The following is a 23180-nucleotide window of genomic DNA, read 5'->3' as shown; positions in this document are numbered from 1 at the left end:
GCATGCCGGTGTGGCAGGACCGGTTGTTCATCGGCCTGGCGCGCACGGCGGCGGATGCGACCGAATATTTCCAGATCCCGACCGGCCGTGTGGTAGAGATCGGTACGCAGGTGGCCATTTAACAGCGGGCGGAACAAAGGCTGTTCGGCCGCGTTCCTTCGCGCCCCCCTCTGTCCTGCCGGACATCTCCCCACAAGGGGGAGATTGGCAGTTTCGCCGGTGGCGCTCTGTCACACCGGAAAGTCGCCTCAACCGGCCAGGGCGGCCTTGTTGGCCTCCAGGAACTGCTTCAGGGTTTTTGACTTTCGGCCGGAAAGCGTCTCGACCGCGTCGGTAACCATGCCGATCCGGCCGGAACGCGTGTTGGCGTCGAAGGAAACGATGATGCGGGCGAAGTCCTCGGGGATGCCAGCCGCCTTCACCCCTTCGGTCAGAGCTTCGTCCGGAACTTGCACGACATCGAGCGGTTTGCCCGTGACTTCGCTGACGAGGGCGGCGATCTCGGCCGTCGTATACGCTTGCGGGCCGGTCAGCGTGTAGGTTTTGCTGTCGGTCGAGCCGGAAGCGAGGCCGGCGGCGATCGCGGCGGCCATGTCGTCGCGCGCGCCATGGGCAACGCGGCCGTCGCCGGCGGACGTGTACCACTGTCCCGAGGCGATCGCATGGGGCAGCGCCATGAACAGGTTCTCCTGATACCAGCCGTTGCGGAAGATCGTATAGGGGATGCCGCTCGCCTCGATCGCCTGCTCGGTGCCGTAATGATCGTTGGCGAACAGCACCGGGGAAACCGGTTCGGGGTTGGGCATCGAGGTATAGAGAAGATGGCCGACGCCGGCCTTCTTCGCGGCAGCGACCGCGTTCTCATGCTGCCTCAGGCGCTTGCCGTGAAGCAGGTCAAGCTCTCCAGTCGAGATGATCAGCACCCTGTCGGCGCCCTTGAATGCAGCCTCCAGCGATGCGGTGTCGTCGAAGTCGGCGGCCCTGATGGTGACGCCGCGCGCCGCCAGCTCGGCAAGGTTTTCCGGATTGCGGGTGGTGGCGATGATTCGTTGAGGCGGAACCTCGAGTGAGTCCAGCAAATGATGAATGACGCCGCGGCCGAGCTGGCCGGAAGCGCCGGTGACGAGAAGGGTTGCGGTCATGGAGAATCCCAACATTGCGCCGGAAGCGCGGTTCGAGTGCCGGTCTCAAAAAGAGACCAGCACTAAAATAGGATTTGACCCATGGCCGTAAAGAAGGCAGTTTTTCGGGAGGTAGGCACAGCCAGGGAACCAGCCGTGGACAGCAAGATCGTCAATCTCAGAACGAAGATGGAGGTCTACAAGGCCATTTCAGGCGGCGGCAATTTTTCCAATTGCCCGGTCCGCGACGTCATCCAGGGGGTGAGCGGCAAATGGAGTTCGCTGCTGATGATGGCGCTGGCCGAAAGGCCTTACCGCTTCGGAGAATTGCGCAGGCTGGTGCCGGACATCTCACAACGCATGCTGACGCAAACGCTCTATGATTTGCAGCGCGACGGTTATGTGCATCGCGAAGTGTTCCCGACCAAGCCGCCGAGCGTCGAATACAGCCTGACCGATCTCGGACATTCGATGTTCGGTGCTTTGCACCAGCTGATCTTGTGGGCCGAGCTCAATCATGACGCGGTGCGCGAGGCGCGCGCCGGTTTCGATGCCGCCCAGGCTTGAGCCTGACAAGGCCGGGAGGCGTGGCTTGATTTCGTCAGGCCGCTGAAGGATTGTCCCGGCCAGTTCGGCTTGGGGGCATCCGCATTTCCTACGATATCGCAATTGCGGGCGCCGGCCCGGCGGGGCTTGCCATGGCGCTCTATCTCAAGCGCGCCGGGCATCGGGTGACCGTGTTCGAGCGCTTCGAGGAGCCGAGGCCGGTCGGCTCCGGCCTGATCCTGCAGCCGACCGGGCTGACGGTGCTGGCCGATCTTGGCCTGCTCGACGACGTGCTGGCGCTGGGCAGCCGCATCGACCGATTGCATGGCGCCGACGCCTCGACCGGCCGCACCGTTCTCGATGTCCGCTATGACGCCCAGCGCGGCGGCCGTTTCGGCCTGGCGGTGCACCGGGCGGCCCTGTTCGGCGTGCTCTTTCGCGCCGCGCAGCGCGAGGCGATCCCCATCGAGACCGGCGTCGAAATCGACACCGTGGAGGGGGGCGAGCGGGCCACGTTGATCCGTGGCAATGGCCGAAGGGCGGGGCCATTCGATCTCGTCGTCGACGCCAGCGGCTCGCGCTCGAAACTGCGGCAATGCGCCGGCAATCCAGCCGCGCCCCGCCCACTCGCCTATGGCGCGTTCTGGGCGTCGCTTGGCTGGCGCGGCGAAGGCTTCGACGAGCACGCGCTCTCACAGCGCTACGACAAGGCCAGCGTGATGATCGGCGTGCTGCCGATCGGCCGGCCGGAGCCAGGTGCCGAAAAGATGGCGGCCTTCTTCTGGAGCCTCAAGCCAGCAGATGCCGACGCAGTGCGCGCCCAGGGCCTCGACGCCTGGAAGGAGAGGCTGGTCCGGCTATGGCCGCAGAGCGAGGCGTTCACCAGCCAGATCGACAGTTTCGACCAGCTTTCGCTGGCGCGCTATGGCCATCACACGATGAAGCTTCCGGTTGGAAGGCGGCTGGCGATCATCGGCGACGCGGCGCATTCGACCAGTCCGCAGCTCGGGCAGGGGGCGAACATGGCGCTGCTGGATGCGGCGGCACTCAGCCACGCCCTGGCCCGCACGAAGAGCGTGGAAGCGGCGCTTGAAACCTACGCAAAGGCGCGGCGCTGGCATGTGGGTGTCTTCCAGGCGCTGTCGCTGGCGTTCACGCCGTTCTACCAGTCGGATTCCGTGGCGCTGCCCTTCATCCGCGACAGGCTGGTGGCTACGGTGGCAAAAATCCCGCCGGCGCCGCAGTTCCTGGCCTTGATGGTGGCAGGCACGGTGATCGATCCATTCAGACGGATCGGGCTGACCGAGGCGCGTTGGCCAGCTCGTATTGGCCAATGACCGTCGAAAGATACGATCCCTTCGCCCGCAGGAAGGCATGCAGGCGCTGTGGATAGTTCTGCGCCACCGCGTGCTTGATCGAGGGGCGTTCACTCAATGCCTGGCGCCATGCCCGGACGAGCGGCTTGCCGTCCAGGATGCCGAAATCGCCAATCCGGTCGAAGGTATCGAAGTAACGGAAGATCGGGCCGTAGACTGCGTCGACGAGCGAGAAGCGCTCGCCTGCGAACCACGGTCCAGTCCGGCCAGTCTCGCCCGCCAATTCGGTCTCAAGACGATCGAACATTTCCGACAGCGCGCCGGATTCGGCAAGGAAGCCGGCTTCGGTCGAGGCTGAATAAAACCGGCCGATGGCGTTGACGGTGGCCGAGCCGTACTCGATCCAGGCACGATGCCGGGCGCGGGCATAAGGGTCGGCAGGATGGAGAGGATTGGTCTCGGTCTCTTCGAGGAATTCGAGGATGACGGCGGATTCGAAGATCACCGTTTCCTCGCCATTTCGTTGGACGCGCAGCAGCGGCACCTTGCCGAGCGGCGAGATCGCCTTGAACCAGTCCGGCTTGTTGGCGAGGTCGATGTCGACGCGTTCGAACGGCACGCCCTTCTCGGCCAGCGAAATCGCCGCGCGCTGGACGTAGGGGCACAGATGATGGCTGACGAGAACGAGTTTGCCGGCCATCTCACTCTCCCCAGACATAGTTCAAGGCGTCGTTCTCGACGCGCGTCGACAGGAACATCAGGCGAGAGCCCTTTGGCGCCGGCCCATCGAGGCGGTCGCCTGATGACATGTCGAAGGAGGCGCCGTGCCACTGGCAGACCAGCCTGCCGTCCTTGCAGTCGAGCGGCCCGCCGAAATGCAGGCAGACATTGGCGGCGGCGCGGATTCGCTCGCCGCTGCGCCAGACATGGACCTCACGGCCGAAAAACGGTGCGATCAGGCTGCCCGTCTGGGGAATGTCGGCGAGTTTGCAGATTTCGTGTTTCATCGGATTGCCTTCGAGATTGATGCAGCTGCATATATGTAGATGCAATTGCATTTATCGTCAAGCTTGATGCAACTGCATCTATTGCCTATGCTCGTCGGCATGATGAACAAGGCAGCCCCTTCACCCGAAGCGATCCAGGCCTGGGCCCGCCTGATGCGGGTTTCGCGGGAGTTCGTCGAACAGGCCGAAGACGCGCTGAAGGAAGCTGGCCTGCCGCCGCTCGCCTGGTACGATGTGCTGCATGAAATCGCCGAGGCGGGCGAGGGCGGGCTGCGGCCGTTTCAATTGATCGAGCGCACTCTGTTTGCGCAGTACAACATTTCGCGGCTGCTGGCCCGGCTCGAGGCCGACGGCCTGGTCGAGAAGCTGCCGGTAGCCGATGACGGGCGCGGGCAAACCATTCGCATAACAGCCAAGGGACGTGAGACGCGCCGCCGGATGTGGGCCGTTTATGGGCGCTCGATCGCCGAACTGGTCGGGGCCAGGCTTTCGTTCGCCGAACTGAGCGTGATCTCGTCGCTGCTCGACCGGCTGCGTCATCCGCGAGTCGACGACTGAGACTGCGGGCTTCATGCCGATGCATGCAGATTTTCCGGGACGGGCTCTTGCGCCGATCCTCGGATTGCGCAATATGCCGAACCGTAACGTACGGTACGGCTTTGGACGAGCCAGTCAGCCGTCATCGACCGGAAAAACAGCGTGTTGCAGGCAAACGCCGAAATCGACAACAGCGAAGCGCTGACGGAGCGGCAGAAGGCCGTTCTGGATGCAGCATTGCGCCTGCTGGTCGAGGAGGGCGATCAGCTGACCATGACCGCGGTGGCGCGGCGGGCGAGCTGTTCCAAGGAAACGCTCTACAAATGGTTTGGCGGCCGCGACGGGCTGCTGACGGCGACGGTGCAGTGGCAGGCGTCGAAGGTGCGGGTGACGTCGGTTGACGGCAAGGGGCTCGATCTTGCCTCGCTGAAGGCAAGCCTCGAAAGGTTCGCCTCCGACTGGCTCCAGGTGATTTCGAGCGACACCTCGGTCGCGCTCAACCGTGTGGCGGTTGGCCATGCCGGTTCCGGCAAGGATAACCTCGGCGCCGTGGTGCTCGAAAACGGCCGCTTCGCGCTGGCCAAGCGGTTGAAGCCGGTGCTGGAAGCTGGCAGGCGGGCCGGGCTGCTCGACTTTTCGGACGCCGAGACGGCGTTCCGCACCTTTTTCGGGCTGGTCGCCCGCGACGTGCAGATCCGTCTGCTGCTCGGCGACCGGCTGGAATTGACTGATGCGGCGATCAGCGGCGATGCCGCCCGGGCGACGCAGCAGTTTCTCGCTCTTTTCGGAGCAAAAACCGGGCCGCAAGGCCCTTAGAGCCGGATGATTTCAAGTCAAGTGACCTGATATCTGAATCCGGCTCTAAATCAAAGAGATAGAGCATGATGTCGTCCGAAAACCGCTTCACACTTTTCGGCATCGTGCTCTGATCATAAACGGGAAGGAAGACGAAATGCGTGTCTATTACGATCGTGATGCCGATCTCAATCTGATCAAGGGCAAGAAGGTCGCCATCATCGGCTATGGCAGCCAGGGCAGGGCGCATGCGCTCAACCTCAAGGATTCGGGCGCCAAGGAGATCGCCATCGGCCTCAAGGCCGGCTCGGCGACCGCCCAGAAGGTCGAGGCCGACGGCCTCAAGGTGATGAGCGTGGCGGATGCCGCCAAATGGGCCGACCTGATGATGATGGCGACGCCCGACGAATTGCAGGCCGACATCTATAAGAACGAGATCGCGCCGAACATCCGCGACGGCGCCGCGATCGCCTTCGCGCACGGCCTCAACGTGCATTTCGGCCTGATCGAGCCGAAGTCGACTGTCGACGTCGTCATGATCGCGCCGAAGGGCCCCGGCCATACGGTGCGCGGCGAATACCAGAAGGGCGGCGGCGTGCCGTGCCTGGTCGCCGTCAACCAGGATGCCTCGGGCAACGCGCTGGATCTCGCGCTCTCCTACGCCTGCGGCGTCGGCGGTGGCCGGTCGGGCATCATCGAAACCAATTTCCGCGAGGAATGCGAGACCGACCTGTTCGGCGAGCAGGTCGTGCTGTGCGGCGGTCTGGTCGAGCTGATCCGCGCCGGCTTCGAGACGCTGGTGGAAGCCGGTTATGCGCCTGAGATGGCCTATTTCGAGTGCCTGCACGAGGTCAAGCTGATCGTCGACCTGATCTATGAAGGCGGCATCGCCAACATGAACTACTCGATCTCGAACACCGCCGAATGGGGCGAATATGTCTCGGGCCCGCGCATCATCACCGCCGAGACCAAGGCCGAGATGAAGCGCGTGCTGAAGGACATCCAGACCGGAAAATTCACCTCGGAATGGATGCAGGAATACCGCGCCGGCATGTCGCGCTTCAAGGGCATCCGCCGCAACAATGACAGCCACCAGATCGAGGAAGTCGGCGCCAAGCTGCGCGCCATGATGCCGTGGATTTCCAAGAACAAGCTGGTCGACAAGGCCAAGAACTGAGCGAAACCCACGTTCTTGCCTCTGCGCGTCCTCGGGCTTCGCCCTGCGGGCGCGCGGAAGGATTTCCAAGAACAGGTGGTCGACAAGGCCAAGAACTGAGCGAGGTTCACAGCCTAGCTTCAAACGGCAAAATCAAAACGGCGCCGCGTGGCGCCGTTTTTTCTGAGTTCTGGCCGGCCCGGCTCAGCTATAGGGCGACCAGCACTGCTGGCGCGGGCCGTTATAGGGCTGGAACGTGTTGTCGTAGGCGCGATACGACCGGTAGCGGTTGTAGCACCATTGGACATGGGCGCTCGAAAGCCGGCCGGCACGGTAGTGCCGGTAGTAGCGACGGGGCGGCGCTTCGTAGTAATTGTAGTTGTTGTACATGCTACCCAGGCCGAGCCCCAGGCCGAGGCCGAGGATCGCGGCGCCCGCAGCGTCATCGTAATAGCGGCCGCGATAATGATGGCGGCGCCAACGCCAATTGTCTCCACCGTTCCAGTCGCCACGATCCCAGTTGCGGTGATGCCAATTCCCACGATTCCAGTCACCGCGATCCCAATTGCCGCGGTGCCAGTGACCCGACCGGCGCCATCTCCAGTCGTTGCTGAAACTCCGGTCGTTGCCGCCGGCCCAGTCCTCGCGTACCGGCGTGACCGCCGGCGCTGCGGTGCTGGTCGGGAGCGACAGATCGGGCTGCGGGATCGGCCCGGCGGCGGATGGCGCCGTAATGCCGGAGAAGATGCCCAAAGCTATGAGTCCGGATTTGACGGAGGAAGAAAAGAGCGATTTCATTGCACTCTCCCAAGAGATACCGGCCCCACGCCCTACCCCTAGGAATGGGCCAGAGTGGATCTTTGTGTCTGAACGGCGGATGAACGGAAAAGTTCCGTCAACCATGGCGCGAACGCCGTCAGGACCAAACGCTCGCAGCTTGTGATCCTGCGATCTTGTTTTCTCCCGCACTTGCGGGCAAAGGTCAGGACATGTCGCTGCGCCTTGCCACCTTCAATGTCGAGAACCTGATGAACAGGTTCGATTTTTCCGGATACCGCAACCAGCTCAACGAGGATCGAACGCTGGCGCTGTTCGATATCCAGAGCGAAGCCGAATACAAGATGCTGGAACAGGCCCGGGCCATCGCGCAGTCCGACGACACGCGCCAGCTGACGGCGCTAGCGATCGCGGCCACCCGCGCCGACATCATCTGCATGCAGGAGGTCGACAACATCGAGGCGCTGAAGGCCTTCGAATACGGCTATCTGTTCAAAATGGTGGGGCAGGGCTACCGGCAGAAATACACCACCGCGGGTAATGATTCACGCGGCATCGACGTCGCCGTCATGATGCGCAACGAAACCGCCCAGGGCCAGCCGATCGAATTCGTGCGCATGACCAGCCATGCCTATGTCACCTACGAGCAGTTCGGGCTGCACACCCCGGAACTGGCGGCCCTCGGCAACCAGGCCAATGAGCGCATCTTCCGGCGCGACTGCCTGGAGATCGACCTGACCGTCGGCGGCGTGCCGCTGACGCTTTATCTTGTGCATTTCAAGTCGATGGGCTCGCCTCGCAACGGGCTCGACGGGCGCGAGGCGACCATGCCGATCCGCATCGCCGAGGCGCAAGCCGTGCGCCGCATCATCGAGGACCGTTTCGGCGGGGATCATGCCGCCGACAAGCGTTGGGCGATCTGCGGCGACATGAACGACTACCGGCAGCGGGTAAAGATCGCCGGCGACGAGTTCGACGGCTATCGCTTCGAGGTTGCGGACGAAGACCAGTCCTGCATCAACGTGCTGACATCGGGCGGCTTCTGCGAAAACGTCGTCGAGCGGCGGCCGGAAATGAACCGCTGGACCTTCTATCACACGCGCGGGCCCGAAGAGCGGCATCTGTGCCAGCTCGACTACATCCTGCTGTCCAGGGGATTGGCGGCGAAAAACGCCACGGCCGTTCCCGACATCATCCGCAACGGCCAGCCCTGGCGCACCATCTTCCCGGCCGGGCAGCAGGTCGAGCGCTTTCCGCGCGCCGGCTGGGACCGGCCCAAGGCGTCGGATCATTGCCCGGTGGCGATCACGCTGGACATGGCTTGACAGGCATGAGTTTCGACCTGCCGCGCAATGTCATCCTGCCGGTCGATGCCGTCGACGTCCGGCTCGACCCCGGCCCGCATCCTTTCGCGCTGGATAATGCCGAGGCGATCGCCGCGAACTGGCAGCACGAGATCGCGGCCAACCCCGCGCTGTTCGACGGCCCGGTGGTGCTGCTCTCGCGACTTGCCTGGCGCGACAATCGGCTCGTCGGCCGGTGCCACGCGGTCAACTACTCCACCTTCATGCTTTGGCGTAAGCGGCGCGAGAATTCCGGCGCGGAGCACGCCTATGCCCACGCCATGCTTGTGGCCGGCGACAATGCGCTGGTGGCGATTCGCATGGCAGCCCACACCGTCACTGCCGGCCGTGTCTATTTCGCCGCCGGTTCGTTCGAGCCGACGGATTTTCGCGACGGCCTCGTCGATGTCGATTTCAACATGATCCGCGAGGTGCGGGAAGAAACGGGCCTCGACATTTCAGACGCCGCACGCGGCCTGCACTACCATGCCCTGTCGACGGCAAGCGGCACGGTGATCTTCCGCCGCTACCGGGTTGCCGAGCCCGCCGAAGAGATCGCGCGGCGCATCTCGGCCTTCGTCGCAACCGAAGCCGAACCGGAGATCGTGGGCCCGGTCGTCATCCGCCATGCCGCCGACCTGCCGCACGGGCTGATGCCGCACATGAAGCCGCTGATCGAGTGGCATTTTGCCGGCAAGGACTAGAATTTTAGTACCCTTCCGTGCGGATAGCCAATGGCCGGCATACGATGGTCCGAGTGGCAGTGATAGCAAATTTGCTATATTGCTATCAATGACATCACTGCAGTTTTGGGTGATATCAATGAGTGCTGTCACTATCCGCAATCTGCCAGAAGAAACGCTCCGCGCCTTGAAGGTGCGGGCAGCGCACCACGGCCGCAGCACCGAAGCTGAAATGCGTGAAATCCTGGAAACGGCCGTGCGGCCAGCCAATCGGGTCAAACTAGGCTCGCTGCTCGCCGCCATCGGCCGCGAGGCCGGATTGTCGCAAGAGGATGTCGATGCCTTGCAGCAGCTCCGCGACAAAACACCGGGCGAGCCAGTGAGGTTCGAATGATCCACACCAAGCCTTGTGCCGACACCAAATAGCGATCGCGATTGACTGCGGCTGGCGCGCCGTCACCTTGTGGTCGCGTGCCAGAGCTGCCCATCGCGCGGGCAGCGTGCCCCATTTAGCTCAGCTCGGATCGTATTCGGCGAATATTCCACGTCCCATCTCGATAAATTCGACGATGTTGTCGTCTGGATCCTCGACAAAGATGGTGCCGATACCAAAGTCGAGCGGCTGTTCGATCGACCTGACCGGGCAGTGCTTCCTTTGCTGGACGTCGGACTGGAACGGCTTAAAACCGTTCCGGAGTAGCAGCGCGACGACATCTTCGAGTCTCGAAACCTGAAGCGCGAAATGGCGCGCAGGCTCGTGTGGCAGCTCGGCAGGCGCGATCGTCTGCTCCATCAGATGAACTGGGCAACCCTGTCCGATACCGAGCCAGTTTGATTTCTCAGGATGCGGTTCGAGTCCGAGCACATCGCAATAGAAGTGGCGGGCGCGCGTGAAGTCCTTCACCGGAATGCTGACGTGCTGAATACCCCGGAAGTGCATCGGTCTCACTCACGTCAGTTGAGCTGACGAGCCTGGCGGCCGAAGAAGTCAAGAAGCTGTCCCGTCAGAAAATCCGGGTTCTCATCGGGCAGCCAATGGCCGGTATTTGGGGCGACTCCGCCTCGCACGTCCGATCCGATTTCTCGCGCCATGGACAGCTCGGTCGCGCCGTTGCTCTTGTCGCCGGCCAGCGCGAGAATCGGGACCTGCAGCTTGGTTTTCTCGAACTCCGCGAATCTGCGTTCGTCCTCGGGGAAGGCCCGATAGAGTTCAAACCCAGCACGCAGACCGCCCGGCGCGGCGTAAGCCTTGGCATACACAGCGACGTCTTGATCGGCGATGGGCCTGTAACTGCGCGACGAGATGAAGTCACGGATGAACGGATATTCGTGGCCGGTCACGAGCATCTCGGCGATGTCGCGCTGCTGAAATAAACCGAAATGCCAGAGCTCGGGATCAGGCTTATGCTTGGCTTCATTCCAAGCTCTGGTCGCAGGAATCGGCACGTCAAGCATGACGAGCTTGCCCACCTCGCCCGGCCATTGGCGGGCGTAGGCGTAGGCGACCATTACGCCAATGTCGCGGCCGACCAAATTGATTTTGCGCGCGCCGATTTGGGTAACCAGGGCATGAATATCGGCGGCCATAGTTGCCTTGTCGTAGCCGTCTTGCGGCTTTTCCGAATCGCCGGCGCCCCGATAGTCGATCGCGACAACATTGTAGCCAGCCTTTGCCAAAGCCGGCATTACGTTGCGCCACGTGTACCACGTTTGCGGCCAACCGTGGAGCAACACCACCATCGGCCCATCAGCTGGCCCGCCGATCACATAATGGAGGCGGACGCCATTGGCCTCGCCGGCGGTGGGCGAACTGCGCATCGAAGCCTGCGGGAAGACCAGACCGCTCGGCCAGCGTTGGTGTTTGCTGTGACGCAGCAGGCGTTGCTTGCATCGAAAAGCTGAGGCTCGCGGCGCTCAACGCCAGCGCGGTAATAAACCCCTTCATTGCTTCTCCTTCAGAAATGCGATCTCACCATTGGGCGAATGCTGTGAATCGTCTCCTCTTTCGCGAACTCAACGGCTCTCGCGCCAAAAACGGCGCTCCACTCACGGCAACTTCGCGCTACCGCTCGCCGTTCCGGCCCAATCGCCAACCGCCACTCGGGGTTCCGCTACAGAGCGACGGTCAACATCTTGCTGGAGTCGGCCACTCCAAACACGCGGCCTGCAGCCCGAACGGCTGGGTTTCCAGCATTTCGTGCATGGCGGTTTTCGTGTCCGGCATGCCGTCCTACTGCCCCACACCCGGGATGTGCAGGATGCCGATAAAGGCAGCCGCGAAACCGTGATGCAAGGGCGCATGCGAGCAACTATCCCCCGTGTCTGCGGCGGGGTCATAGGCCTGAACCGCCCAAGTCCGTAGTAGCCGATCCACTCTTTTCCAGAACGGCCGTAGCATGGTTCGGTTCCCGCGCACGGAAATCCTGGGTGCCGCCATAGAGGTGTTTCTCGGTTGGCCGTTGACCCCACGCTCCGATCCAGCGCTAATGACACTATCGGCACGGTGACGATCGCGATGGTGGTCTTGCGAGGGGCTATGATGCCCTGCCTTGGCTAGAGCGCCTTGCGGTCATTGCGGGCAGCGACAACGAACAATACCACGCCGATACCCAGCAATCCGCCCATCGCCATGCCCATCGTCTGGCCGACGACCACCTGGAAATCCGGTGTGACGCGGTCGGGATTGGCCATGCCGTAACGGGCGAGATACCACCAGATGCCGGCCAGGGCTGCCTCGATGACCACCATCACCAGGACCAGTCGCGCCTTCTTGCTCATCGCCATTCCTCGACCAGAAATGCCTTTGGCGTAGCATGATGGATCGAACGGCGACAACATTCAGGGCCGCGGCAAACATCCTGAGGTTGTGGATAGCCGTTGACTGCCGTGGAGTTGTCTATTCGTGCCTTAGCGCGTCGATCGGATCCAGCCTGGCGCCGCGCAGGGCCGGGAAGAAGCCGAACACCATGCCGATCAGCGCGGAAAAGCCGACGGCGAGCAGGATGACCGCCGGGCTTGGCGCGAAGGGGATGGTCAGCGTCACCGCGGCGAGGCCGGCCAGCGCCAGGCCGATCAGGATGCCGATGATGCCGCCGAGCAGCGACAGCACCGTCGCCTCGACGAGGAACTGGATGAGGATGTGCTTCTCATGCGCGCCGATGGCGAGCCTGATGCCGATCTCGCGGGTGCGCTCGGTGACCGAGACCAGCATGATGTTCATGATGCCGATGCCGCCGACCAGCAGGCTGACGCCGGCGACCGCGCCGAGCATGCCGGTCATGGTGGTGGTGGCGCTGGCCATGGCGTCGGCGATCTGGGTCATGTCGCGGATGGCGAAATCGCTCTCGCGGTCGGGTGTGATACGGCGCGCATCGCGCAAGATGTCCTCGACGCGCGGCTGCAACTCGCTGGTCGGCGTGCTGTCGTCGGCGGCGATGTAGATGTTGTCGATGTCGCGGTTGCCGGCGATGCGGCGCTGATAGGCATGTAGCGGCATCAACACGACATTGTCCTGGTCCTGGCCGAAGCCGGTATAGCCCTTGGGCTCGAGCAAGCCGATGATCTTGCAGGAGGTGCGGTTGACGCGGATGATCTCGCCTTCGGGATCGCCGGCGCCGAAGAACTGCTGGCGCACCGTCTCGCCGATCAGGCACACGCCGGTGCCCGAGCGGGTTTCGGAATCGCTGAACGGGCGGCCGGACACCAGCTTCCAGTCGCGTGCATCGAGATAGGCGCTGTCGGTGCCGGTAACGCCAGAGGTCAGGCTCTCGGTGCCGAAGATGACGCGAACCTGCTTTTGCGAGGCCGGCGAAATGGCGCGCGCGCCAGCCAGATGCGCGACCAGCGCCGCAAGGTCCTTTTCGGCCAGCGGGCGCACCACCTGGTCGAGCCCTCCGGGACCGCCAGGACCGGCGGGGCGGCCGGAACGGACGACCAGCAGATTGCTGCCGAGCTTGGAGATGTCGGCCTTGACCTTTTGCGTGGTGCCGGAGCCGATGGTGAGCATGGCAATGACGGCGGCAACGCCGATGACGATGCCGAGCAATGTCAGGAACGAGCGCAGCACGTTGCGGCGAATCGAGCGGAGCGAGAGGCGGACGGTTTCCCAGATCATGCCGGTTCCAGACTCATGGTGTCCGAGGCGACGTGGCCGTCGAGGAAGCGGATGGTGCGTTCGGCATATTCGGCGACGTCGGCCTCGTGCGTAACCATGGCGATGGTCAAGCCAAGTTCCCTGTTCAGCCGCGTCAGCAGGTCCATGATCTCATGCGTGCGGGCGGTGTCGAGATTGCCGGTCGGTTCGTCGGCGACGAGCAGCGTCGGCCGGGTGACGATGGCGCGCGCGATCGCCACGCGCTGCTGCTGGCCGCCGGAAAGCTCGGCCGGCGTGTGGTGTTCGCGGCCGACAAGGCCGACTTCAGCCAGTGCCTGCATGGCAAGCTCGCGGCGCTCGCGGCTAGCCACGCCGCGATAGATCAGCGGCAGTTCGACATTTTCCGCCGCCGTGGTGCGGGCGAGCAGATTGTAGCCCTGGAAGACGAAGCCGACATAGAGGTTGCGCAGCATGGCGCGGCGGTTGCGGTCGAGCCGGCCGGCGTCGACGCCCATGAAGGAATAGGTTCCGGCCGTCGGCGTGTCGAGGCAGCCGATGATGTTCATCGCCGTCGACTTGCCGGACCCGGACGGGCCCATGATGGCGACGAATTCGCCACGCTTTATTGCAAGGTCGACGCCGGCCAGCGCGTGCACCTTGGCTTCGCCCTGGCCGTAGCTTTTCCAGACCTTGTCGAAGGTGATGAGGGGCGCGCCCGCGGCCACGGCCTCAACTCCGCTGCTGCGACGCGGTGATGACCTGCGCGCCTTCATCCAGGCCGGAAATGATCTCGGTCAGTTCGCCGTCGGTCGAGCCGATCTTGACGTTGACCGGATGCGGCCGCCCATTCTCCAGCACGTAGAGCGTGCGCGAGCCGTCCGTGGGCGGCGTCGCTGCCTGGCGCTGGCGATTGCCGCCAGGCCGGCCCATGCGGCCGGTGAACAGGTCGCTCAGGCTCCAGCCACGTGCCGCCTGCTGCGCCGGACGATAGCGGAAGGCGCCGGCGGGCACGGTGAGCACATCCTTGGCCTGCCTCGTGACGACCGAAACCGTCGCAGTCATGCCGGGCCGCAGCAAAAGCTCATTGTTGTCGACCTCGAGCCGCGCATTGTAGGTGACGACGCCGTCTGTCGTGACCGAGGCATAGGAGATGTCGCGGATCTCGGCATCGAACGGCCGCTCCGGGAAGGCGTCGACGGTGAAGCGGGCATGCTGGCCGGTCTTGACCGCGCCGATATCGGCCTCGTCGACCGCCGCCACCAGTTCCATGTTCCTCAAATCGGCGGCGATGATGAACAGCACCGGCGCCTGGAGCGAGGAGGCGACCGTCTGGCCGGGATCGACCGAGCGCGTCAGCACGATGCCGTCGATCGGCGCATATATGGTGCTGTTGGCGAGGTCGGTCTGCTGCGACTTCAGATCGGCATTGGCGATGGCGAGATTGGCCTGGGCGCTGTCGAGCGCCGCCCTGGAGCGGTCGCGCGTCGCGGTCGCCGCCTCGAGCGATTGATCGGTCGCCATGCCGCGCTTGGTCAGGGCCGCCGCGCGCACAAGCGTGCTTTCGTTCTCGGCGAGCGTGACGGTGGCGTCCTCGACCTTGGCGGCCGCCGCCTTGGCGGACGCCTGCGCCCGCTCGATCTGGACTTCGAGCTTGGCGGTGTCGAGTGCCGCCAGCACGTCGCCCTTCTTCACCTGCTGGTTCTCTTCGACCGAGACCGAGTGTATGATGCCGGAGAGCTGGCTGGAAATATCGACCTGGGTGAGCGGCTGCAGCGTGCCGGTCGCCGATACCTGGATGGTCAGGTCGGCCTTGGCGGCCGGCACGGTGGTGTAATCGACGCTGGCCGGCGTGCCGGCATACCACTGATAGAGGCCAAGCCCGGCGGCAAGCACGATCAGGGTCAGCAGCGCATAGAGCCAGCCACGACGGCGCGTCTTGCGCAGACCTTTTTGGTCAAGCCCGAGCGCCGTTTCGATGGCGGAATCCGATTCCGTCTTTGGCAGATTGACAATCTGGTCCACGCTGGACCCCTATGATGCGAGATGTCCCTATCGGTGCACAGATCAGGCCTGATGGTTCAAATATCAAATTAAATTTCGCTCATGTTGGGATTGAGGCAGGAATGCAAACCCGGAATTACTTGCTTTACGATGTGTTTACGACCGAGCGACTGGCCGGCAACCCGCTGGCTGTCGTGTTGGACAGCAAGGGATTGGACACGGCCGCGATGCAAGCCATCGCGCGCGAGTTCAACCTGTCCGAATCTGTCTTTGTGTTGCCGCCGGACAACCCAAAGCACCGGAATCGCATCCGCATCTTCACGCCCGACTATGAAATGCCGTTCGCCGGCCACCCGACGGTGGGTTCGGCGATCGCGCTGGCGGAACTCGCGGATGAGGACGCCGGCATCTTCGTGCTGGAAGAAAACATCGGTCCGGTGCGCTGCGCCGTCAGCAGGCATGACGGTGCCATCTTCGCCGAGTTCGACCTGGCGAAATTGCCGGAGCCGTTGAAGCTCGATGCCGACCCGGAAGCGATCGGTGCCGCGCTTGGCCTGGCGCCGCACGAGATCGGCTTCGAGAATCACCGCGTTTCCTTCTGGTCGGCGGGCGTGCCCTACGTGACCATCCCGGTCGCCAATCTCGAGGCGGCGGGCCGGATCCGGCTGGACAACCAGGCGTGGTCGGAACTGGCGCCGCGCAAGAGCGACTGGGCCTTCGCCAGTCCCTATGTCTATTGCCGCGAGACGGTGAACCATGAAAGCGCGTTCCATGTCCGCATGATCGTGCCCGGCACGCCTTCCTATGAGGATCCCGCGACCGGCTCGGCGGCCGCCGCCTTCGCCGGCGCCATCATGCATTTCGACGGGCCGACGGACGGCATTTCGCGGCTGTGGATCGAGCAGGGCCTGGAGATGGGCCGGCCGTCGCGCATCCGCCTCGAACTGACCGTGCAAGGCGGAAAACTGGCCTCGGCGCGCATCGGCGGCAACGCGATCAAGGTTGCGGAAGGCAGGCTGTTCGTCTGATTGTATCCAGGCTTGGTCGATTTGTCGGGAAATGATTCCGGCAGGGCTGGACAGGACCGGCATCGGCGGCTATATGCCCGCCAACGCCGGTTTTTGCCGGCCGAGTGGGTGCGTAGCTCAGTTGGTAGAGCAGCTGACTCTTAATCAGCGGGTCCACAGTTCAATCCTGTGCGCACCCACCAAATTCCTAGAAGAGTTGGTGGAAAGACCCTAAAAGCGGGACGCGTTTGACGCGTCTCGGGCCAAGTGCCTGAATGCGATTCTTCAACCAGCAACGATATTTGACGGTAGAGCGGTTCATCGAAACGCCGAACCGCTCTACCTCTTTGTTTTTACGCAATTCCGAACGGAAAACCGTTTCACACTTTCCCTGGAATTGCTCCAACGGCGATTTAGCTGCGGCGAAAATGCGGCTTAGAAATCTGCCGAACCGGAGGGTGAAGCTACTTCTCCGAAACGCCAGCCTCGGCAAAGCTCGCCATCCTGGCATGGCATTCCAGCGCCGAGCGGACGATGTTGACGGCGAGGCAGGCGCCGGAGCCTTCGCCTAGCCGCATGCCGAGATCGAGCAGCGGCGGCAGGCCGAGCGCTTCGAGGAGGCCGCGATGGCCCGATTCGGCCGAAACATGCGCTGCTACGGTGTGGGCGAGGCCGGTCGGGTGCAGCTTGGCCAGCGGGGCGGCGGCGGCGGTGCAGACGAAGCCGTCGAGCAGCACGGGTACGCAGAGATGGCGGGCGGCGAGGGTTGCGCCGAAGATGGCGGCGAGTTCTCGCCCGCCAAGGTAAGCGGCGACTTTCAACGGGTCGGAAAGAGTATCGGCATGACGCTTCAGGCCGGCTTCGATCGCGACCACCTTGCGCTTCAGGCCGGCGTCGTCGACGCCGGTGCCGCGCCCGGTCCATTTTTCCGCGCCACCGCCGAACAGGGCGGCCGAAATGGCGGCCGCCGGCGTGGTGTTGCCGATGCCCATTTCGCCGAAGCAGACGAGGTCGAGGTCCTTGGTTACCGCGTCATGGCCGGCCGACACGGCGGCGAGGAACGCTTTGTCGTCCATCGCCGGGCCTTGCGTGAAATCGCCGGTGGGGTGATCGAGATCGAGCGGGATGACGTCGAGTTCGGCGCCGGCGATGCGGGCGAGCTGGTTGATGGCGGCGCCGCCGCCGGCGAAATTCGCCACCATCTGCACGGTGACTTCCGAGGGATAGGCAGACACGCCTTGCGCGGTGACGCCATGATTGCCGGCGAAGACGAGGACTTTCACCCGGTCGAGTTTCGGCATGTCGCGGCCCTGCCAGCGCGCCAGCCATGCGGCCGTGGTTTCCAGCCGGCCAAGGCTGCCTTGCGGCTTGGTCAGCGTGTCCTGGCGGCGGGCGACCGCATTTGCGGCGGCGTCGCTGCCGGCCGGAAGGCTCGCGCAAGCGGCGCGTAGTTCATCGAGTGATTTGAAGGACATGGGGGCAAAGGCTCCAAAAGAGAATCAACCAAAGGGAATCAGAAAAGAGCTACGGAAGCGACGAGCAGCACGGCGATTTCGCTCACTTGCTGCAAGGCGCCGATAGTATCGCCGGTCTGGCCGGCGATCTGGTTGAGGCAAAGGGCCCGGAACGCCGCAAACAGCAGGCCGAGCAGGATGAACGCGAAAATAGCGCCGCCGAGCCCGAGCAAGACGAGCGGTATCGCGCCGAGCACGGCGCCCGCCAAGGCGGTTTCGAGCGAGACTGCACCGGCGTCGGCCGACAGGCCCTCGGACCGCGCCGACGGCAAGAGATGCATGAAGGCGCCCAGCACGCCACGCGAGGCGGCGTGCGCGGCCACCAGGGCGAAGAGGGCCTGTGTGGGATCGACGAATTCCGAAAGCACGTTCCAGCGGAACAGCAGCGACAGGGCGAGCGCCGCCGCGCCATAGGCACCGATGCGGCTGTCGCGCATGATCTCGAGTTTGCGGCCGCGCGAACTGCCGCCGCCAAAGCCGTCGGCGACATCGGACAGTCCGTCCTCATGCAGGCAGCCGGTGATGAGCAGGGTTGCGGCCAGGGCAAGCGCCGCCGCCGGACCCATGGCAAGGCCGAACCGTTCCGCCGTGGCAAAGACGATCGCGCCGATCAGGCCGACGACAAGGCCGGCGACCGGCGCGGCCCAGATCGCGGCGGCGAGGCTGCGGCCGCGAAAGTCGAAAACGGGCAGCGGCAGCCTGGTGAAGAAGACCAGACAAAGTGCGATGTCGCTGGGGAACTGCCTGGGAGAGAGGGTGATTTTCGGGAGCTTCATGCGCTAGCCCTAGCAATGGCGTGGAAGAAAGTGCCGCTGACATGGCCGCGCCGATAGCCTGAGGCACCGATCGGATTGCCCTGGCCATCGGCGAGGTCGGCCAAGGGCTCGTCATTGCCGGCAGCAAGCATCTGGGCATAGTGGAATTCGTGGCCTCGGATCAGCGAGCCGCCGGGGCCCAGCGGGCAGTCGGCGCGCAGCCGCGCTTCGCGATAGCCGAGGTTCATCTTGCGCCTGGCGAAGCTGGTGGAATGGCCGAGCAGGCCGAGCATCCCGTGCGTTTCGCCAGACGCGTCCTCCAGCGCTTCGCCCAGCACCATGAAGCCACCGCACTCGCCATGGATGGGCTTCGTCGCAGCGAATTTTGCCATGCCGGCTTTGAAATTCTCCGCCGCTGCGAGGCGGCCGGCGTGGAGCTCGGGATAACCGCCTGGCAGCCAGCAGACATCGCAATCCTGCGCCGGTGCCTCGTCGGCGAGCGGCGAGAACGGGACGATCTCGGCGCCGGCCCTGCGCCAGTAGGCGGCGACATGCGGATAGAGGAAGGTGAAGGCTGCATCCTCGGCCAGCGCGATGCGTTGGCCCGGCGGCCGCAGCGCATCGTCGAAACCGCCGGGCGCCGGGGCGAGGGGTGTCGCCAGCGCCATCACCGCATCGAGGTCGAGGGACTTTTCGGCCATGTCGGCGAGCCGGTCGAGATGCGCCATGAGGTCATCATATTCGCCGGCCTGGACGAGGCCGAGGTGCCGCTCGGGCAGGTTGAGCGCGGGATCGCGCAGGATGGCGCCGACGACCGGCAGGCCGATCGCCTCGATGGCGTCGCCGGACAGCCGGCGGTGGCGCTCGCTGCCCAGCCGGTTGAGCACGACGCCGGCCATGCGCACTTCCGGATCGTAGGTGGCAAAACCCTTGGCGACGGCAGCCGCCGTGGTCGACTGGCCGGAAACGTCCAGCACCAGCAACACCGGCAGGCCGTAGAGCCGGGCGAGATCGGCGGCCGAACCGCTGCGCCCCGGCGAGGCCGGAATGCCGTCGAACAGGCCCATGGCGCTTTCGAGGATGACGAAATCGGCGTCGTCGGCCGCTTGCGCCGCCAGCGCATTGAGCAGCGACGGCGGCATCGCCCAGCTGTCGAGATTGACGCCGGACAGACCGGTGGCGGCGGTGTGGAAGCCGGGATCGATGTAATCGGGGCCGGATTTGGCACCGCGCACTTTCAGGCCGCGCCGGGTGAGTGCGCGCAAAATGCCGATGGTGACGCTGGTCTTGCCCGAGCCGGAGCGCGGCGCGCCGATGATGATCGCGCGGGCGGTCATGCCCCGCCTGCCAGTGCCGCGCGCATGGCGACGATGCCGCCGACGACGATCAGCGCCGGCGCGGTCAATCCGGCTGCTGCCGCCTCTTCGGCGATGGTGGCCAGCGTGGCGACGACGGTTCGCTCCTGCGGCGTCGTCGCGGCGACGATCACCGCCGCCGGCGTCGATGGGGCGAGCCCGCCGTCGAGCAATGCCGCGGCGATCAGGGGTAGATTCGCCATGCCCATATAGACGACGACAGGCTGGCCGGTGCGGGCGATCGCCGCCCAGTCGACGTCGTCATCGGTGCCGGCGGCGTGGCCGGTAGCCAGAATCACCGCCTTGTTGATGCCGCGCATGGTGGCCGGGATGCCGGTTGCGGCCAGCGCGCTGAGGCCCGATGTCAGGCCGGGGAGCACGCGGAACGGGATATTTTCGCGTGCCAGCGCCAGGGCCTCTTCGCCGCCACGGCCGAAAATATAGGGATCGCCGCCCTTCAGCCTGACGACGCGGCGGCCTTCGCGCGCCAGCCGCACCAGCAGAGCGGTGATGTCGTCCTGCTTCATCGACGGTTTTCCGCCGCGCTTGCCGGCGTAGAACAGCTCGGCCGCCGACGCCACCGCCACGACATCGGGCGAGACCAGCGCGTCGTAGACCAGCGCATCCGCCTCGGCCAAGGCCGCCAGCACTTCCAGCGTCAGGCAGCCCGGATCGCCCGGACCGGCGCCGGCCAGCCAGACATGGCCTGGATCGAGCCGGCGCGGCTTGAAGTTCAGCCGGGACAAGGCTTGTTCGAGCGTGGCGTTCTTGCCAGTATTTTTGGTGCTGGCGCTCACAAGCCGTCCCGTCCGCGAAAACGCCGCTGGTAGTGGGCGTCGTACAATGAACTCTCGCCAAAGCCTTCCGCCACCAGGGAGCGGCCGACGAAGATGATCGCCGTGCGTTCCATCGGATCGGCGGCGAGCAGCGCCTCGATCGTTTCCAGCGTTCCAGCCAGCACGCGCTCGTCCGGCCAGGAGGCGCGGAAGACGATCGCCACCGGGCAGTCGCCGCCATAGTGCGGCCTGAGCTCGGCGACGACGCGGTCGATGGCATGGATTGCCAGGTGGATGGCGAGCGTGGCGCCGGTGCGGCCGAACCCGGCCAGCGTTTCGCCGGGCGGCATTTTTGAGGCGCGGCCGGAGATTCGGGTCAGCACCAGGCTTTGCGCGACTTCGGGGATGGTCAGTTCGCGGCGAAGCGCTGCGGCCGCCGCGGCGAAAGAGGGGACGCCCGGCGTCAGCGTATAGGGGATGCCGTGCTTCTCCAGCCGGCGGATCTGCTCGGCGACCGCGCTCCACACCGACAAATCGCCGGAATGCAGGCGGGCGACGTCATGGCCGGCGTCGTGGGCATCGAGATACGCGGCCTCGATCTCGTCGAGCGACATCGGCGCGGTGTCGATCAGCTTCGTCCCCGGCGCGCAATGCTGCAACAGTTCGGGCGCGACGATCGAGCCGGCATGCAGGCAGACCGGGCAGCTTGCCAGGAGCCTGGCGCCGCGCAGCGTGATGAGATCGGCGGCACCCGGACCGGCACCGATAAAGTGCACGGTCATGGCGCGTCTCCGCCGATGGCGATGGCGCAGGTGACCGGGCCGAGCACCGTGCGGGGACCGAGCAGCCTTGCGCCTTTGCCGGCAACGGCAAGGGCGGCTGCTTCGGAGACCGATGGCGTGCCGGCCAGATCCTGCGAGAGACCGGAATGGCTGAGCATGTCCGGCAAGGCGGCCTGAAGTGCTGTGTCATCGGCGATGATGAGGGGAAGGCGCAGCGCCCTGCCGGCGGCAGAGATCGCTTCCTCGTCCTTCTTGAGTGTTGCGGTGGCCAGTGCGGAAAGAGCCGTCATCGCCAGTCCATGCGCTTCGAGCGCGGTTTCTATCGCCGCCAGCACGTCCTCGACGCTCACGCCCTTTCGGCTGCCTATGCCCGCGACCATCATGGCTTCACCCAGCTCCATTGCGTGACCGGCATGGCCGGCCGCCATGCCTGCATCGAGCCGACCGGCGACGCCCGGGATATATTTATTTTGATAAGATCGCCGCCAAGCGAGACATGGCGCGCGAGAAGCAGGGCTTCCATCTCCAGCGTCACCGCATTCGCAATCAGGCGGCCGCCGGAGCGCAGTGCCTTGACGGCGGCGTTCAACACGCCTGTGTCGCTGCCGCCGCCGCCGATGAAGATCGCATCCGGCGTATCCAGCTTCGTGAGCGCCTTGGGCGCGCTGCCCTCCACCACGACAAGGCCCGGAACGCCGCAAGCGGCGGCGTTGCGGCCGATGCGGGCGGCGCGGATCGGGTCGGCTTCGATGGCAATGGCGCGCATCGAAGGATGGGCCAGCATCCATTCGATGCCGATGGAACCGGAGCCGGCGCCGATATCCCACAGCAATTCGCCGCGCCTCGGCGCCAGCGCCGACAGCGTGACGGCGCGGATCTCGCGCTTGGTGATCTGGCCGTCATGGTCGAACAGATGATCGGCAAGGCCAACCGTGAGCGGCAGGATGCGGGCATCCGGGCCAGAATCAACTTCGATGGCCAGCACATTGAGCGGATTGATGTTTTTGAGATCGAAGGCATCGGCGCGAACCGAGCGCAGGTTCTCCTCCGGCCCGCCCAGCGCCTCCAGAACCGTCAGCCGCGAGGCGCCGAAATCGAGTTCGACGAGCAGGCGGGCGATCGCCGCCGGTGCTTCGGCATCCGAGGTCAGCGCCAGGATGCGAGCGTTCGGCTGCAGCAGCGGCCGGATCAGGTCGAGCGGCCGGCCATGCAGCGACACGGTTTCGACGTCCTGCAGCGCCCAGCCGAGGCGCGCGGCGGCCAGCGATATGGCCGACGGCGCGGGAATGACGTGCATTTCCCGCGGCTTGACCTTGCGGGCAAGGGTTGCGCCGACGCCATGGAAAAAAGGATCGCCGGAGGCGAGCACGCAGACACGCCTGCCGGCAAGCGCGAGCACGTCATCCATCCCGGCATCGAAAGGGACCGGCCAGGGGCGGGACTCGCCCTTGGCGAAGGAGGCGACCAGCGCCATGTGCCGCTTGCCGCCGAAGAGGATCTCCGCCTGGGCGATCCGCTGCTTGGCCTCGTCGCCGAGACCCGCTAAACCGTCCTCGCCGATGCCGATGATGGTGAGCCATTTTTGGTTGGCGCCGCGCGGACCCTTAGCAGGCATG

27 protein-coding genes and 1 tRNA gene are annotated in these 23180 nt (G+C 64.7%); 11 read left to right on the top strand and 17 right to left on the bottom strand.

Features of this window, described 5'->3' with window-relative positions; genetic code table 11:
- Positions 1-122: KUP/HAK/KT family potassium transporter (locus tag NKJ26_RS33625; RefSeq protein WP_502903189.1), on the top strand; the 122-nt coding region annotated here is incomplete at its 5' end.
- A 126-nt stretch (positions 123-248) separates the two neighbouring features.
- Here the strand turns inward: NKJ26_RS33625 and NKJ26_RS24270 are convergent.
- Positions 249-1142, bottom strand: a complete 894-nt coding sequence (locus NKJ26_RS24270) for an SDR family oxidoreductase (protein ID WP_352697635.1) — start codon at positions 1140-1142, stop codon at positions 249-251.
- A gap of 135 nt (positions 1143-1277) precedes the next feature.
- Between NKJ26_RS24270 and NKJ26_RS24265 the strand changes: the two genes are divergently transcribed.
- Both NKJ26_RS24265 and NKJ26_RS24260 read left to right on the top strand, forming a co-directional pair.
- The gene (locus NKJ26_RS24265) at positions 1278-1688 is read left to right on the top strand and encodes a winged helix-turn-helix transcriptional regulator (protein ID WP_352597856.1); all 411 of its coding nucleotides are present in this window, start codon (positions 1278-1280) and stop codon (positions 1686-1688) included.
- Positions 1689-1738: 50 nt separating this feature from the next.
- Positions 1739-3004, top strand: coding sequence for an FAD-dependent oxidoreductase (locus NKJ26_RS24260; protein WP_352697632.1), 1266 nt, complete (start codon positions 1739-1741; stop codon positions 3002-3004).
- On the opposite strand, the gene NKJ26_RS24255 is transcribed toward NKJ26_RS24260, so the two are convergent.
- Positions 2952-3683, bottom strand: coding sequence for a glutathione S-transferase family protein (locus tag NKJ26_RS24255; protein WP_352697630.1), 732 nt, complete (start codon positions 3681-3683; stop codon positions 2952-2954). The two genes, NKJ26_RS24260 and NKJ26_RS24255, sit on opposite strands and share 53 nt — an antisense overlap.
- A gap of 1 nt (position 3684) precedes the next feature.
- The gene (locus tag NKJ26_RS24250) at positions 3685-3990 is read right to left on the bottom strand and encodes a Rieske (2Fe-2S) protein (RefSeq protein WP_352597859.1); all 306 of its coding nucleotides are present in this window, start codon (positions 3988-3990) and stop codon (positions 3685-3687) included.
- Between the two features lie 99 nt (positions 3991-4089).
- On the opposite strand from NKJ26_RS24250, the gene NKJ26_RS24245 reads away from it, so the two are divergent.
- From NKJ26_RS24245 to ilvC, 3 genes are all read left to right on the top strand, one after another.
- The gene (locus NKJ26_RS24245; RefSeq protein WP_352598051.1) at positions 4090-4548 is read left to right on the top strand and encodes a MarR family winged helix-turn-helix transcriptional regulator; all 459 of its coding nucleotides are present in this window, start codon (positions 4090-4092) and stop codon (positions 4546-4548) included.
- A 144-nt stretch (positions 4549-4692) separates the two neighbouring features.
- Complete coding sequence (locus NKJ26_RS24240) at positions 4693-5343, top strand: TetR/AcrR family transcriptional regulator (RefSeq protein WP_502903188.1); 651 nt, start codon at positions 4693-4695, stop codon at positions 5341-5343.
- Positions 5344-5479: 136 nt separating this feature from the next.
- The gene (ilvC, locus tag NKJ26_RS24235; RefSeq protein WP_027025943.1) at positions 5480-6499 is read left to right on the top strand and encodes a ketol-acid reductoisomerase; all 1020 of its coding nucleotides are present in this window, start codon (positions 5480-5482) and stop codon (positions 6497-6499) included.
- Between the two features lie 183 nt (positions 6500-6682).
- Here the strand turns inward: ilvC and NKJ26_RS24230 are convergent, their stop codons facing one another.
- Positions 6683-7276, bottom strand: coding sequence for a BA14K family protein (locus NKJ26_RS24230; protein ID WP_352697626.1), 594 nt, complete (start codon positions 7274-7276; stop codon positions 6683-6685).
- A 191-nt stretch (positions 7277-7467) separates the two neighbouring features.
- On the opposite strand from NKJ26_RS24230, the gene NKJ26_RS24225 reads away from it, so the two are divergent.
- The 3 genes from NKJ26_RS24225 (at position 7468) to NKJ26_RS24215 (ending at position 9675) form a co-directional block, all read left to right on the top strand.
- Positions 7468-8580 carry an endonuclease/exonuclease/phosphatase family protein gene (locus NKJ26_RS24225; protein ID WP_352697624.1) on the top strand — a complete coding sequence of 371 codons (1113 nt, stop codon included), beginning with the start codon at positions 7468-7470 and terminating at the stop codon, positions 8578-8580.
- A gap of 5 nt (positions 8581-8585) precedes the next feature.
- On the top strand, positions 8586-9302 hold the full coding sequence (locus tag NKJ26_RS24220) for a hypothetical protein (RefSeq protein ID WP_352697639.1): 717 nt from the start codon (positions 8586-8588) through the stop codon (positions 9300-9302).
- A 118-nt stretch (positions 9303-9420) separates the two neighbouring features.
- Entirely contained in the window at positions 9421-9675 is a 255-nt protein-coding gene (locus NKJ26_RS24215; protein WP_352697622.1) for a FitA-like ribbon-helix-helix domain-containing protein, read from the top strand.
- A 120-nt stretch (positions 9676-9795) separates the two neighbouring features.
- On the opposite strand, the gene NKJ26_RS24210 is transcribed toward NKJ26_RS24215, so the two are convergent.
- The 6 genes from NKJ26_RS24210 to NKJ26_RS24185 all read right to left on the bottom strand — a co-directional run bounded on the left by NKJ26_RS24210 (position 9796) and on the right by NKJ26_RS24185 (position 15396).
- Positions 9796-10221: a VOC family protein gene (locus NKJ26_RS24210; protein WP_352697620.1), complete on the bottom strand. Its 426-nt coding sequence runs from the start codon at positions 10219-10221 to the stop codon at positions 9796-9798.
- A gap of 14 nt (positions 10222-10235) precedes the next feature.
- Positions 10236-11099 (bottom strand): alpha/beta fold hydrolase, encoded by an 864-nt coding sequence (locus NKJ26_RS24205; protein ID WP_352697618.1) that lies wholly within the window; start codon positions 11097-11099, stop codon positions 10236-10238.
- Positions 11100-11834: 735 nt separating this feature from the next.
- On the bottom strand, positions 11835-12059 hold the full coding sequence (locus tag NKJ26_RS24200) for a hypothetical protein (RefSeq protein WP_352697616.1): 225 nt from the start codon (positions 12057-12059) through the stop codon (positions 11835-11837).
- A gap of 118 nt (positions 12060-12177) precedes the next feature.
- The gene (locus NKJ26_RS24195) at positions 12178-13395 is read right to left on the bottom strand and encodes an ABC transporter permease (protein WP_352697614.1); all 1218 of its coding nucleotides are present in this window, start codon (positions 13393-13395) and stop codon (positions 12178-12180) included.
- Positions 13392-14099 carry an ABC transporter ATP-binding protein gene (locus tag NKJ26_RS24190; protein WP_352597868.1) on the bottom strand — a complete coding sequence of 236 codons (708 nt, stop codon included), beginning with the start codon at positions 14097-14099 and terminating at the stop codon, positions 13392-13394. The genes NKJ26_RS24195 and NKJ26_RS24190 overlap by 4 nt, the downstream gene beginning before the upstream one ends.
- A gap of 4 nt (positions 14100-14103) precedes the next feature.
- Entirely contained in the window at positions 14104-15396 is a 1293-nt protein-coding gene (locus tag NKJ26_RS24185) for an efflux RND transporter periplasmic adaptor subunit (protein ID WP_352697612.1), read from the bottom strand.
- A gap of 101 nt (positions 15397-15497) precedes the next feature.
- Between NKJ26_RS24185 and NKJ26_RS24180 the strand changes: the two genes are divergently transcribed.
- Entirely contained in the window at positions 15498-16403 is a 906-nt protein-coding gene (locus NKJ26_RS24180) for a PhzF family phenazine biosynthesis protein (RefSeq protein WP_352597869.1), read from the top strand.
- A 106-nt stretch (positions 16404-16509) separates the two neighbouring features.
- Positions 16510-16585 (top strand) — tRNA-Lys (locus NKJ26_RS24175).
- Between the two features lie 261 nt (positions 16586-16846).
- Here NKJ26_RS24175 and cobT read toward each other — a convergent pair.
- From cobT to cbiE, 7 genes are read right to left on the bottom strand one after another with little or no spacing between them, the layout of a single operon-like run.
- Positions 16847-17857, bottom strand: a complete 1011-nt coding sequence (gene cobT / locus NKJ26_RS24170; protein WP_352697610.1) for a nicotinate-nucleotide--dimethylbenzimidazole phosphoribosyltransferase — start codon at positions 17855-17857, stop codon at positions 16847-16849.
- A gap of 38 nt (positions 17858-17895) precedes the next feature.
- The gene (locus NKJ26_RS24165) at positions 17896-18672 is read right to left on the bottom strand and encodes an adenosylcobinamide-GDP ribazoletransferase (RefSeq protein ID WP_352697608.1); all 777 of its coding nucleotides are present in this window, start codon (positions 18670-18672) and stop codon (positions 17896-17898) included.
- A complete protein-coding gene (locus NKJ26_RS24160; protein WP_352697606.1) occupies positions 18669-19988 on the bottom strand; it encodes a cobyrinic acid a,c-diamide synthase CobB in 1320 nt (439 codons plus the stop codon). The genes NKJ26_RS24165 and NKJ26_RS24160 overlap by 4 nt, the downstream gene beginning before the upstream one ends.
- Complete coding sequence (gene cobA, locus NKJ26_RS24155; RefSeq protein WP_352697604.1) at positions 19985-20803, bottom strand: uroporphyrinogen-III C-methyltransferase; 819 nt, start codon at positions 20801-20803, stop codon at positions 19985-19987. The genes NKJ26_RS24160 and cobA overlap by 4 nt, the downstream gene beginning before the upstream one ends.
- Entirely contained in the window at positions 20800-21564 is a 765-nt protein-coding gene (gene cobM, locus NKJ26_RS24150) for a precorrin-4 C(11)-methyltransferase (RefSeq protein WP_352697602.1), read from the bottom strand. The genes cobA and cobM overlap by 4 nt, the downstream gene beginning before the upstream one ends.
- Complete coding sequence (locus NKJ26_RS24145) at positions 21561-21947, bottom strand: cobalamin biosynthesis protein (RefSeq protein WP_352697600.1); 387 nt, start codon at positions 21945-21947, stop codon at positions 21561-21563. Before NKJ26_RS24145 ends, cobM begins: the two co-directional genes overlap by 4 nt.
- Positions 21944-23179 (bottom strand): precorrin-6y C5,15-methyltransferase (decarboxylating) subunit CbiE, encoded by a 1236-nt coding sequence (gene cbiE / locus NKJ26_RS24140; RefSeq protein ID WP_352697598.1) that lies wholly within the window; start codon positions 23177-23179, stop codon positions 21944-21946. Before cbiE ends, NKJ26_RS24145 begins: the two co-directional genes overlap by 4 nt.
- Position 23180 lies beyond the last annotated feature (1 nt).

The sequence above is a fragment of the Mesorhizobium sp. M0152 genome (assembly GCF_040322415.1).
GTDB lineage: Bacteria > Pseudomonadota > Alphaproteobacteria > Rhizobiales > Rhizobiaceae > Mesorhizobium.
This window is presented reverse-complemented; position numbering and strand designations above follow the sequence as displayed.